12 protein-coding genes are annotated in these 12,119 nt (G+C 38.5%); 4 read left to right on the plus strand and 8 right to left on the minus strand.

Annotated elements, in window-relative coordinates:
• Window positions 1-15: 15 nt before the first annotated feature.
• The 8 genes from IPU53_RS23000 to IPU53_RS23035 all read right to left on the minus strand — a co-directional run bounded on the left by IPU53_RS23000 (window position 16) and on the right by IPU53_RS23035 (window position 9,147).
• Window positions 16-897: a carbohydrate ABC transporter permease gene (locus tag IPU53_RS23000; RefSeq protein WP_207453594.1), complete on the minus strand. Its 882-nt coding sequence runs from the start codon at window positions 895-897 to the stop codon at window positions 16-18.
• A gap of 16 nt (window positions 898-913) precedes the next feature.
• On the minus strand, window positions 914-1,885 hold the full coding sequence (locus tag IPU53_RS23005; protein WP_207453596.1) for an ABC transporter permease: 972 nt from the start codon (window positions 1,883-1,885) through the stop codon (window positions 914-916).
• A 231-nt stretch (window positions 1,886-2,116) separates the two neighbouring features.
• Complete coding sequence (locus IPU53_RS23010) at window positions 2,117-4,432, minus strand: AraC family transcriptional regulator (protein WP_207453598.1); 2,316 nt, start codon at window positions 4,430-4,432, stop codon at window positions 2,117-2,119.
• A gap of 362 nt (window positions 4,433-4,794) precedes the next feature.
• Complete coding sequence (locus tag IPU53_RS23015) at window positions 4,795-5,868, minus strand: ABC transporter substrate-binding protein (RefSeq protein WP_207453601.1); 1,074 nt, start codon at window positions 5,866-5,868, stop codon at window positions 4,795-4,797.
• On the minus strand, window positions 5,865-6,671 hold the full coding sequence (locus IPU53_RS23020) for an ABC transporter permease (protein ID WP_207453603.1): 807 nt from the start codon (window positions 6,669-6,671) through the stop codon (window positions 5,865-5,867). The genes IPU53_RS23015 and IPU53_RS23020 overlap by 4 nt, the downstream gene beginning before the upstream one ends.
• The gene (locus tag IPU53_RS23025) at window positions 6,668-7,477 is read right to left on the minus strand and encodes an ABC transporter permease (protein ID WP_207453605.1); all 810 of its coding nucleotides are present in this window, start codon (window positions 7,475-7,477) and stop codon (window positions 6,668-6,670) included. Before IPU53_RS23025 ends, IPU53_RS23020 begins: the two co-directional genes overlap by 4 nt.
• The gene (locus tag IPU53_RS23030) at window positions 7,467-8,570 is read right to left on the minus strand and encodes an ABC transporter ATP-binding protein (RefSeq protein WP_207453606.1); all 1,104 of its coding nucleotides are present in this window, start codon (window positions 8,568-8,570) and stop codon (window positions 7,467-7,469) included. The genes IPU53_RS23025 and IPU53_RS23030 overlap by 11 nt, the downstream gene beginning before the upstream one ends.
• 34 nt (window positions 8,571-8,604) lie before the next feature.
• Complete coding sequence (locus IPU53_RS23035) at window positions 8,605-9,147, minus strand: helix-turn-helix domain-containing protein (RefSeq protein WP_207453608.1); 543 nt, start codon at window positions 9,145-9,147, stop codon at window positions 8,605-8,607.
• A gap of 465 nt (window positions 9,148-9,612) precedes the next feature.
• On the opposite strand from IPU53_RS23035, the gene IPU53_RS23040 reads away from it, so the two are divergent.
• The 4 genes from IPU53_RS23040 to IPU53_RS23055 all read left to right on the plus strand — a co-directional run bounded on the left by IPU53_RS23040 (window position 9,613) and on the right by IPU53_RS23055 (window position 11,876).
• Window positions 9,613-9,948, plus strand: a complete 336-nt coding sequence (locus IPU53_RS23040) for an ArsR/SmtB family transcription factor (RefSeq protein ID WP_207453610.1) — start codon at window positions 9,613-9,615, stop codon at window positions 9,946-9,948.
• 29 nt (window positions 9,949-9,977) lie between these two features.
• Window positions 9,978-10,976, plus strand: a complete 999-nt coding sequence (locus IPU53_RS23045; RefSeq protein ID WP_207453645.1) for an NADP-dependent oxidoreductase — start codon at window positions 9,978-9,980, stop codon at window positions 10,974-10,976.
• A 72-nt stretch (window positions 10,977-11,048) separates the two neighbouring features.
• Complete coding sequence (locus IPU53_RS23050; protein WP_207453646.1) at window positions 11,049-11,552, plus strand: GNAT family N-acetyltransferase; 504 nt, start codon at window positions 11,049-11,051, stop codon at window positions 11,550-11,552.
• Between the two features lie 42 nt (window positions 11,553-11,594).
• Entirely contained in the window at window positions 11,595-11,876 is a 282-nt protein-coding gene (locus tag IPU53_RS23055; protein ID WP_207453612.1) for a YesK family protein, read from the plus strand.
• The last annotated feature ends 243 nt before the right edge of the window (window positions 11,877-12,119 follow it).

The following is a 12,119-nucleotide window of genomic DNA, read 5'->3' on the forward strand; positions in this document are numbered from 1 at the left end:
ATCAACAATATTGGTCTATCCTTTAATTGCGCCAATCATAATTCCTTTTACAAAATATCGCTGCAACAAAGGGTACAACAACAGCACAGGTAGGCTTGTCACCATAATTAGTGCGTATTTGATCCCTTCTGCCATTAAAAGTTGGGATGCTGCAGAATCACTCTCCATATCCATCATTTCTTGCATCTGACTTTGAATCAAAATTTCTCGAATGAATAATTGTAGTGGATATTTATCTCGATCCGATAAATAGATTAATCCATTAAAAAACGCATTCCAATGAGCAACGCCATAGAATAACACCATGACCGCAAGTACCGGAACAGATAATGGTAAGACGATCCGAACAAGAATTTGCAAGGTTTTCGCCCCATCAATCGTGGCTGCCTCATGGAGTTCTTCAGGTATATTCTCAAAGAATGTCCGCAGCACGATAAGATTATAAACAGACACAGCCCCAGGTAGCACCATTGCCCAATACGTATTAATAAGATGTAAATTCTTAATGACTAAGTAAGTTGGAATTAATCCGCCGCTGAAGTACATGGTGAATAATAAAAAAAGCATAATAATCTTACGTCCTGGCAACGTCTTACGGGATAATGGATACGCTCCCAAAACGGTTAATACTAAATTGATCATCGTCCCTGTAATGGCATATAACAACGTATTCGTAAAACCCGTCCAGACATCTTTGTGCTGAAATACTTGTTCATACGCTTGTAATGTGATCTGCTTAGGGAATAGAAATACTTCTCCGCGAATCACAAATATAGGATTACTGATCGAGGCACTCGCCACAAATAAAAGCGGATACAAAACTATCATTAAAATACATGTCAATATTGCTCCATTGATCAGCCCAAATATCCGATCATCTGTACTCTTGATTGACATCTTCTAACCTCCTCAACTACCACAAGCTATTACCACTAATTCGGCGCGTAGCAAAATTGACACTATACAATAAAATTAAATTAATTAAAGAATTGAATAATCCTACAGCAGAGGCAAAGCTGTATTGCGCACCAAGTATCCCACTACGATACACATAAGTTGAAAATACATCAGAGGCCTCCATATTTAGATCGTTTTGCATTAAAAATACTTTCTCGAAGCCAACGCCCATCATTGACCCGATATTTAGGATAAAAAGAATAGTTATAGTCGGCATAAGGGCAGGGATATTAATATGCCAGATTCTCTGTAGACGAGAGGCGCCATCCATCATTGCCGCTTCATGCATCTGTGGGTCAATATTGGCCAGTGCCGCGATATAGATGATCGCTCCCCATCCGGCATTCTGCCAAATGTTTGAACCAACATACAGTGTTTTAAACCAGGACGGTTCTGTCATAAAGGAAATCGGTTCAACACCAAACCATGATAAAAAATGATTCACGATACCTGCTGTTGGCGATAAAAAAGTAACAAGCATCCCAACAAGAACAACTGTAGACAAAAAATGTGGTGCATAGGTAACGGTCTGTACCGTTCTTTTAAATTTACTGCTTCGAACCTCATTCAGCATAAGCGCTAGTATGATAGGTATTGGAAAACCAACCGCTAGTTCGTAAAGGCTAATACCTAATGTGTTAAAGAATAGTCTTGAGAAAAAATAGGAATCAAAGAAACGTTCAAAGTGAAGAAGACCAACCCAATCACTTCCTGTAATCCCCTTGATTGGTGAAAAGTTCTTGAAAGCAATTTGCACCCCGTACATTGGCCAATAATGAAAAATAACAAAATACGCCACTACCGGTAAGAGTAGAAAGTATAGTGCTCGATGCTGCACTATTCTACTGATCAATTTTTTCTTGACTACTTTTCCATCTACTACTTGTCTATTGACTACTTTTCTGTTCTGTACCACTCCTTTTTCCATTGGTTAAATCCCTCCTTCCAACTGAGAATCGTTGTTTCGGGATTCAGTATAGACTGTGCGCTTATCCTTCGTACACAGGTAATTCTGTCATCAAAGTGCTTTTTTTTACATCGACAAAAAAACGAGCTATTTATAGCTTGCATAACTGTCTTTATCGAGCTTTTCTTTACATTCCTAAGTATAAAAGTCAAAAAAGCCGCCAAAGATCATCAATTCTTGGCAGCTTTTATATTATTCTTTTATACTACTAAGCTTCCGATATTGTACAGGTGTCATGCCTTCCCTTTTACGGAATTTTCTACGAAAATTAGACCCATCCACATATCCCGTCTGATCAATAATATCGGCAATTTTCAAATTGGTTGTTCGCAAAAGTTTTTTCGCTTCCTCCATACGAAGCATATCGATATATTGTATAAGTGAGTAACCCGTTTGGTCTTTAAAATACCGTGTGACATAGGAAGGGGAAAGCGAAACTTCAGTTGCAATTGTATCAAGAGAGATGGTATTTTCCCTATAGCGTTGCTTCACTAATTCTATTAACTGATTGAGCAAGGCGGTATTTTTGCTTTCACGTTGATTCTCGAGAATGTGACACAACTTATTATAAAAATCGATCAAGCGTAGCTCCACCTCGTTCAACTGTTCTATGTCATCTTCAAAAAGGTGGCGCAAATCTCCTTGGCAAAACTCCATTAAATCTTCATTCATTTCATATAAGCTATTCATCACAGTTGTCGTAATATTCACCCATACCTCGTTCGCCTTTTCAGGCGTTACCGATTGCTCCAACAGGCTAGCAGCAATCTCGCGAACACTCTGTTCCATTTCTGATCTATTTGCTTGTTTTAACGATAGGATAAGCCTATCTCCTATATCTTTTCTATAAATATATTGTCTACTTACCTTATCCTTCACACTAGCGTACGTGATAACACGTCCTCCACCTAAATAATAGCGATATTGCGCTGCTTGGTCTGCTTCCCTCAGGGTTAAACCCACCCTCTCAAGACTATCATATAAAGATCCGATCCCTGCCGTTAATGATTGGTTATAATATTGTTCGTAGATTTCGATCGCTTTACGAGCTTGATAAGGAAGGATTCCCTTCATATCCTCGCTATCGTTTATATTAATGACAGCCGCAACACTTCTTAGGTTTGGAAGCTCAATACAGTGGCCTGTACCAACCTCTCCAATTACCTCTTCAACAATATTTATTAACCCAAATATTAGCAACTCTCGATGAGAGCGGGTTTTCATTTCATATAATCGGTATTCATCCACTTTAAATATCACCACCACATAGTAAGGGTTTGCAGTTAAAAAAGATGGAGAATCAAGTAAATGTTCAATTTCTTTCATCCTTGTTAATTCCCCTTGCAATAAGTGGTGAATATACTTTTCTTTAAGCAACCGACTTCTCGTTTTCATATGTGAATTGAGGATGCTATTTTCATGTGCCAAAAAGTCAAATGCCCTGGTAACGAGTGAATACTCATCAGCTCGTATACTTTTTTGCACGCCTTCATTAGGTTTAATCGCGCTAGCTAGTTTTCTCCATGGTCTATATTGAATCCTAGCGAATGAATACGAAAGAAAAAGTCCAAAGGCAAAGATACCGAAAACCGTTAGCATGAACATCCTTTTTAGTTCCTTAGCTTCCTGTAAAAATTGATTCTGAGGCATTGCTAGTATATACGTCCATCCATTATTTTCAGAAGTTACACGTACAAGTGACAATGATTGGTTATCCCAAATAATCGATAATGCTTCAGGAGATTGATGAATGATTTCGTCCAACAAGTCTTCGCTGTTTCCACTTAGATCGCCTAGATTGGTCGAAGCTAGAAGCGTTTGATCTTGATCCAACAAAAAAGAATAGCCCTCATATCCGTTAAAGACTCGCTTAACCATACCAACAAACTGTTGATCTCTAATAAGAAACAACACTAATCGCGGTGCTTTACTACTTGAACCAGGAAGCGGATAAACATAAATAGAAGATTTTTCATTCGTTTTATCCGAAGGAGCTAGAGATGCCATCGGAAACATGGTTGGAACTTGTGATGATATTACTTGCTGTTGCAAAATATCAGAGCCCTGCATCCAAGATGGATACTGCCTTTGAAGAAAATCGGCAAGACTATAACTTCCGCGCGAATTAAGAATTTGCACCTCCTCATTGTAGCTATAGGCCAGTGCAATATCATATACGAATGAATTCCCAGCAGCATATGAACGAATATTTCGAACCATTTGGTAACTGTCGTAGCCTCCATTAGCTAGTAAATAGGGGGTAAACTTTGTATTGTGCGGAATTTCCAGCGCAATCCGCTCCATTTCCTTAATCCTGCTCTCAGTCATATTTTGTACCTCCGAGAGGATGGAAGTACTTACCTCTTCGACATTGTCACTAAGCATTTCTTGAAGCTTTCCGTATAGTAAACTCCCTAGAATAAGCAGAATGATCATCATCAAAATTGTATAGGAAATAAAATATTTATAAAAACGAATCGAAAGCCTTTCCTTTATAGCCAAAGACATAGCTACACCCCTAGTTAGAATTTTATATGTAGATCATCATTTAATTTCTTCAATGGTTGCTCTTTTAAATGTTTTACTAGAGGAAATGATCTAAAATCGTATCTATAGAAAACCTTATAGTTAAGATTGGTAATCTTGACCAAATCTCAAATTATAAGGAGTTTATGTATGGGCAAAATTACTACACAATCTATAACAAAGTTCATTAATTTAAACGCTTTCATTATAGCAGAAATAGAAATACTTGTTTCAATATTTTTCAAAACCTTCGAGTCTTGATAAGAAGGAGGTCGTGTATTCATCCAATTATAAAGGAAAAGAAGAGGGAAGGATGTTCGTTTTCTTTCCTCTTCAAGTTCTCCTTATTTTCGATGCATTTTAAATTCTAGATACAGGTCATTATAATAAGCCAACATTCTTTTGCCTAAGTTATCGTATACCTCTAGCCTTTCAGTTAACTCAGGTTCTGGATAAAAACGTTGGTCGTTCACGACCTCTTCATCTAGGTAATCCAGTGCTTTTTGGTTAGGGGTAGAGTAGCCAACATAGTCTGCATTCTGGGCGGCGTTTTCGGGATCGAGCATAAAATTAATGAATTTGTATGCTCCTTCTACATTTTGGGCTGATTTCGGGATCACCATATTATCAAACCACAAATTGGAGCCTTCTTCAGGTACGACATAGTCGACATTTTCATTTTCCCACATGACATCAGCCGCTTCCCCAGACCAAGTCACTCCGATGGCAGCTTCTTCGTTCGCCAGTAAAAGCTTGATTTCATCACCAATGATTGCCTTCACATTAGGTGTAAGCTGATCCAGCTTTTGCTTGGCTTCCAATAGATGTTCTTTATTCGTATCGTTCAAAGAATAGCCAAGACTATTTAACCCTAGTCCAATTACCTCCCTTGCTCCATCAACAAGGAAGATTTGGTTTTTAAAATCAGGATTCCATAAATCATCCCAGTTTGTTAAGGTCTTCCCATCTAACATGTTCGGATTATAAATAATCCCAAAGGTACCCCAAAAATAAGGGATGGAATACTCATTTTCGAGATCAAACGATAAATCCAAGAAACGAGGATCAATATATTCTAAATTAGGGATTTTTTCGTGATCAAGTGGAAGCAGCAGTCCCTCTTCCTTCATCTTGCTAATCGCGTATTCCGATGGAACCGTGACGTCATACGCTGTTCCTCCTTGGGAGATTTTCGTCATCATTGCCTCATTCGAATCAAATGTTTGATAAATGACCTTCATTCCTGTTTCTTCTTCGAATTTATCAATTAAATCTGGATCGATATAATCTCCCCAATTATAGACATTTAACGTATTGCCTCCTGTAAAGCCTTGAGCTGAATTCAAGTGTGAGGCAAGATACATCAGCCCAAATGCAATGATGATCACAGGAACAAAAATACGTACAATTTGCTTCATGATTTTCTCACCCCTTGAGCAGATGGCTTAGCATTGCGCTGGTTCACGTAGTAATATCCTAAAACGAGCACAAGCGTAATGAAAAAAATTAGGGTCGACAAAGCATTGATCTCTAAAGAAATCCCTTGACGTGCCCGTGAGTAAATTTCTACAGAAAGCGTAGAAAAGCCATTTCCTGTAACAAAAAAGGTCACAGCAAAATCATCCAATGAATAGGTTAATGCCATAAAAAATCCCGCAAATACGCCTGGAGTGATATAAGGTAAAATCACCTTCGATAGAACATCCCAATTGGTCGCCCCTAAATCTTTCGCTGCATCAATCAATGTGGAGCTCATCTCTTGTAATTTTGGCAATACCATAATCACGACAATCGGCACACTGAAAGCGATATGGGAGAGCAAGACAGATGTAAACCCGAGCTTTATTCCAACCATTGTAAACATAATCAAAAAGGATGCACCGATGATAACATCTGGACTGACAATCAACACATTATTTAAGGTTTGCAAAGTTTGTTTTGTCTGCATTTTTCTTACATACATAATCGCAAGCGCCCCAAAAATACCAAGGATGGTAGAAATCGCGGCCGAAAGCAGAGCAATCACCAATGTATTTAACGCAATAATAATTAACCGCGTGTCTTTAAAAACATTGAGATAATACTCCCAAGTAAATCCTTCAAAACTCCGCATCGATCCGCCACTATTAAAGGAGTAATACATAAGATATACAATCGGTGCATAAAGAACAAAAAAGACGAACACTAAATAAAGATTGGCTATTTTTGCTTTCCCCTTCATGCCAAGTCACCCCGCTTTCGCTGACCCGTTAGAATCATAATAATTGCCATCGCAATGATTAAAAAGACAGCGATTGTTGAGCCCATTCCCCAATCCTGTGTGATAAGAAAATGCTGTTCAATTGCGGTACCCAATGTGATCACACGGTTTCCAGCAATTAATCTTGTAATCATAAATAAAGAAAGAGACGGAATAAAAACAGCCTGACAACCTGATTTCACTCCTTTTAATGTCAAAGGAAAAATGACTCGTCTAAATGTCATCCATGCACTCGCACCAAGATCACTCGCTGCATAAATATAGGATGGATTAAGCTTTTCTAATGCATTATAAATCGGCAAAATCATAAAAGGGATAAAGATATAAACAGAAACAAAGATAAAGCTAAAATCCGTAAAGAGAATTTGCCGTGAGCCAATGCCAATGACATCTAATAGCTGATTTGCCGGACCATAAGCTCCGAATAAGCCTAAAAAGGCATAGGCTTTTAATAATAAATTAATCCATGATGGCAGAATGATCAGCAAAAGCCATAATTGCCTATGCTTTGCTTTTGTTAATAGATAAGCAGTTGGATAAGAAATCAGTAAACAAAATACGGTAATCAAAAAAGCATACCAAAAAGAACTAAGCGTCATTTTTAAGTAGACAGGTGTAAAGAATTTTTGATAATTACTGAGTGTGAGATTTCCTTCAATATCAAAAAAGGAGTAATACACCACTAATAAAATAGGGGTGACAACGAATAGAACAATCCAAAGCACATATGGGATTAAATAAATATTGCGCATTTTCTTACTCTGCATGGCGCACCTCATCATAGGCATCTAAACGCTTATCAAATTCTTCTTCTGTTTCCCCTAAACGCATAACATGGATGGACTCAGGATCAAAGTAAAGGCCAATTTTGTCTCCTGGCTTCGCTTTTTTCGTCGAGTGAACCAACCAACTATTTCCTTCTTGGTCATTACAAACTATTTCATAATGAACGCCTCGAAATAAAAGAGTATCAACAGTGACATGAAATTTACCGAGTTCCAAAGTCGTAATTTCTAAATCCTCTGGTCTGATGACAATGTCCACTGGTTCATTCGCATGAAATCCTTGGTCTACACACTCATATTGTTTTCCGGTAAATTCGACCAAGAAATCTTCAATCATCTTCCCAGAAACAATATTTGATTCCCCGATAAAATCGGCAACAAAGCGATTGATCGGCTCATCATAAATATCAATTGGGGGTCCACTTTGCTGAATCTTCCCTTCATTTAATACAAAAATCTCGTCTGACATTGCCAGTGCTTCTTCCTGATCATGGGTCACGAAAATAAAGGTAATTCCCAAACGTTGCTGTAACTCACGCAGTTCATATTGCATCTCTGTGCGCAGTTTTAAATCTAAAGCGGACAATGGCTCATCTAATAAAATCACTTCAGGTTCATTGACAATGGCTCGGGCAATCGCGACACGCTGCCTTTGCCCACCAGACATTTCAGTGATCTCTCTCTTTTCATAACCCGATAAATTAACAAATTTTAAGGCCTGTTTTACCTTTTCCTCAATCACATTGTTTTTCAACTTTTTAATCCGCAAACCAAAAGCGACATTTTCAAACACATTTAAATGAGGAAACAGCGCATAGTCTTGAAATACAGTATTGACCTGACGTTTATTAGCAGGAATTCGATTGATTTTCTTTCCATTAAAGAAAATATTTCCTTTCGTTGGTTCAATAAACCCAGCGATTAAGCGTAATATCGTCGTCTTCCCACATCCCGATGGCCCTAATAGTGTATAAAATTTCCCTCGTTCCATTTCAAAAGACACATCATCTAATATCAGATCATCGTCAAAGTATTTTGATACATGTTCAAAACGTATGATTGCTTGTTCTGTCACGTTTGTTCCCTCCGTCTCTTCCAGTTTGGTCGTTTCACAAATAAGAATCTGTTGCGACCAAGATTAATTCACTTAAACCTTTATATACATTGCTAATTTGGTGTGTATCAGAGGCTTGGAAGTAGATCGATTCCCCTGCTTTTGCAAAATAAGTCCTCTTTCCAAGTGTGATCATGACCTCTCCTTTCAATACATAAGCAAAAGTCTCAGATAAAGAGGGTTCGAATTCCTTAAACTCCCCTTCTTCGCTTAATGTTAACCAAATCGGCTCCATTTCCATTTCATTGGATTCGGGGACAAGCCATGTCATTTCATAGCCTTTTTCCTCATCCTTATAATCTGTTTGCACTTCTTCCTCATACACAACCCGCTGTTCTCGTTCTTCTTCATCAAAGAATTGTTTCGGTGTACAGCCTAACACTTCTAAAATCGCAAAAAAGGTCTCCATGGAAGGAGAACTTAAGTCTCGTTCAAGCTGAGAAAGATACCCTTTACTTAAATCCGTTCTTTCTCCTAATTCCTCTTGCGTCAACCCTTTTTTCAATCGCAATGTTTTAATTTTCTTCCCGATTTGCATGTTAAAAAACCTCATTTTAGTTTAATGATAGTAAACTTCATGTCAATAAAGTTTACTTATACACAACTTAAAGTTTACCACCAGATTATTATACATAAATTTTAAAATTGAGCAATAGGTTTTTTCTATTTTTATTCAAAAATAACGAATTAGATTAAAAGAGGTTGTCCCAAAAGTCGAAAATCGCCAAAAAGGCTCCCTTGCCGCGGGCGAGTTGCAAGCCTCCTCAGTCTTCCGGGGTCTTGCCGAACTCTCACTTCCCGCAAGAGTCTTCGCATATTTCCTCCGTTAAGGCAGTGCATTATTTGTCCTTAATTATGTTCGACCAGCCCCTCCTACGCTTTTTCATTCGTCTCGATTTTCTTTCTCAATATTGCATTGCATTCACTAATATACTATGGTTATATTCAGCATAATGGTTCATTAACTTAAACGATTCAACGGATCATGGAGGTATTTCATCGAATGAATAAAGAGGATCAACTAAATAGGATTAAAGAAGATTTTATTGATTGCCAAAAGGTACTATTGGCAATTGGGGATGAAACAAGGCAATCGATCTTGTTAGTTTTAATAGGGACGGATTGTCAAACGGGATTACGTGTCGGTGAAATCACTGAACAAACACATCTTTCTCGACCTGCTGTGTCACATCACCTGAAGATTTTACGAGAGGCCGGGATTATTTTAGTGCGTAAAGAAGGTACAAAAAACTTTTATTCTATTGATGTACGTACAAAATTAGGTGTATTAAAAACGCTTGTTTCGGATATTGAAGAGTTAATGAAGAACATCAAGTGAAAATTATAGATTATTTGGAGGTATAGATGATGAAAGCAATGGTAATTGATCGATATGGGAGGGTCCCAATGCGTTTGGCAGAAATGCCAACCCCTGAGATCGCTGAAGATGAGGTTCTTGCAGAAATCCATGCAGCAAGTATTAATCCGATTGATTTTAAGATACGCGATGGGAAAATGAAATTATTACTTACCTATCAGATGCCTCTGATCCTAGGTAATGACTTTTCTGGTGTCGTGGCAAAGGTTGGGGCAAAGGTAACTCGCTTTAAAGTTGGTGATGAAATATACGCTCGCCCACGTAAGAGTAACATCGGTACTTTTGCAGAATATATTTCAATACACGAAGATGACATCGCCTTAAAGCCTAAGAATTTGAGTTTTGAGGAAGCAGCTTCGATCCCACTTGTTGGGTTAACCTCATATCAAGCCCTAACAGACATTTTAAACTTACAAGCAGGACAAAAGATTTTGATTCAAGCTGGAGCTGGTGGTGTCGGTACCTTTGCTATTCAACTGGCAAAACTAATGGGTGCCACTGTTGCAACGACTGCAAGTGAAGCTGGTGCGAGTTTAGTAAAATCTCTTGGTGCAGATGAAATTATTAATTACAAAACTGAGAAATTTGAAGAGATATTGCAAAATTATGATGCAGTATTTGATACACTTGGGGGTAAGGTACTCGAAAAATCATTTGCTATTATAAAAGACGGAGGGAAAATTGTTTCCGTTTCAGGAATGCCGAATGCTCGTTTTGCCAAAGAATATGGTTCAGGAATGTTTAAAACGTTATTGTTCTCAGCAGCAAGCTATAAACTGACCGCACTTGAAAAAAAACATAATGTTGACTATACATTTTTGTTTATGAAGCCAAGTGGCGATCAATTACGGAATATCGCAAACTTTATCGAGTCTGGCAAAATTAAACCTGTAATTGACAGAACCTTTTCTTTTCAAGATGCTCAAAAGGCGATGGAATATGCAGAGTCGGGGAGAGCTAAGGGAAAAATAATAGTAAAAATCAGATAGTTTTCAAATGAATTAAAAAACTTGTCATCACTTTCAAAAAGCTAGAGTAAATTGACAAGGAGGTTGATTACAATGACAGGAAACTTTGCACCTATGGATATCGAGATCAAAACAGAACGACTCTTATTAAGTATGTGGGAGGAATCCGATACATCATGGTATAGGGAACTTGTGAGTGAACGAGGTGCAGGAATGCCGCCCCTTGACACTGCACGTAACAACATCATTCGTTTGCGCGACAAAGCCCCAGAAAATGAGATTAGCCTACTCACGATTCGACGCCAACATGAAGGTGACTTCATTGGCTATTGTGGGTTGATTATCGGTCGATCCACATTGGAAGAGCCCGAGATCGCCTATGAATTATTTCAGCGAGTGCACGGTAACGGATATGCGACTGAAGCCGCATCTGCTGTTTTAGAAGCCGCCATCGCCACTGGACGACGCAGACTCTGGGCTACTGTACGGTCATGGAATATTGCCTCCTTCCGAGTGCTTGAAAAATTAGGCTTTGAACGACACCGCAGCACATGGGACGATCGCGGTGAAATCGTTTGGAGCGTGCGTGAGCTTTAGATAATTTTAGGATATGCTTGTACTGATAGGAGAGAGATTAAAATGGATGGGATTTCAACCTTCTCTTTCGCAACAGCTGGCTTAGCTTTATTCATAACGATTGGTTCATTTTTGCTTTTCAAAAGGAAAAGAGTACTCGTCCCTATTATAATATTATTAATAAGCTTAGCATTATTTGCTTTAAGTTTTGTGATCGGTGGCTGGGAAGGCATGGGGCTAGGCGTTATCAGCTTGTCATTACTTATCTCCTCTTTTATATCTTTAGTATTATTGATGTTTTATGAAATCTACAGAATGATGAAAAACACACGTCCCAAAGAATAGGCGTGTGTTTCTTCTATATCTTAGAAGGATTCCTGCTGCTGTTTTTCTGCGACTTACGGGGAAAGAACAAAAGCACAAGCGCCTTGATGTAAGAAGAAAGGCTAAATTCGCGCCGTCCTGGCGCAACGCCTTTCTGACCACATCCTGTTGGCCTCCGACAAGCAAATGTTCTGAGACAAGAAAAGTCCGGTTTTGACTTTTATTGGCTCAGGTTATTTGACCTCGAGGGGCTAGGCGCTGGAG

The sequence above is a fragment of the Bacillus sp. SD088 genome (assembly GCF_017355205.1).
Taxonomy (GTDB): domain Bacteria; phylum Bacillota; class Bacilli; order Bacillales; family Bacillaceae_C; genus Lederbergia.

Excerpts from the sequence above, each read along its gene's own strand:
- IPU53_RS23000 (WP_207453594.1), bottom strand. The coding sequence starts at position 897 with ATGTCAATCAAGAGTACAGATGATCGGATATTTGGGCTGATCAATGGA.
- IPU53_RS23005 (WP_207453596.1), bottom strand. The coding sequence starts at position 1,885 with ATGGAAAAAGGAGTGGTACAGAACAGAAAAGTAGTCAATAGACAAGTA.
- IPU53_RS23010 (WP_207453598.1), bottom strand. The coding sequence starts at position 4,432 with ATGTCTTTGGCTATAAAGGAAAGGCTTTCGATTCGTTTTTATAAATAT.
- IPU53_RS23015 (WP_207453601.1), bottom strand. The coding sequence starts at position 5,868 with ATGAAGCAAATTGTACGTATTTTTGTTCCTGTGATCATCATTGCATTT.
- IPU53_RS23020 (WP_207453603.1), bottom strand. The coding sequence starts at position 6,671 with ATGAAGGGGAAAGCAAAAATAGCCAATCTTTATTTAGTGTTCGTCTTT.
- IPU53_RS23025 (WP_207453605.1), bottom strand. The coding sequence starts at position 7,477 with ATGCAGAGTAAGAAAATGCGCAATATTTATTTAATCCCATATGTGCTT.
- IPU53_RS23035 (WP_207453608.1), bottom strand. The coding sequence starts at position 9,147 with ATGCAAATCGGGAAGAAAATTAAAACATTGCGATTGAAAAAAGGGTTG.
- IPU53_RS23040 (WP_207453610.1), top strand. The coding sequence starts at position 9,613 with ATGAATAAAGAGGATCAACTAAATAGGATTAAAGAAGATTTTATTGAT.
- IPU53_RS23045 (WP_207453645.1), top strand. The coding sequence starts at position 9,978 with ATGAAAGCAATGGTAATTGATCGATATGGGAGGGTCCCAATGCGTTTG.
- IPU53_RS23050 (WP_207453646.1), top strand. The coding sequence starts at position 11,049 with ATGACAGGAAACTTTGCACCTATGGATATCGAGATCAAAACAGAACGA.
- IPU53_RS23055 (WP_207453612.1), top strand. The coding sequence starts at position 11,595 with ATGGATGGGATTTCAACCTTCTCTTTCGCAACAGCTGGCTTAGCTTTA.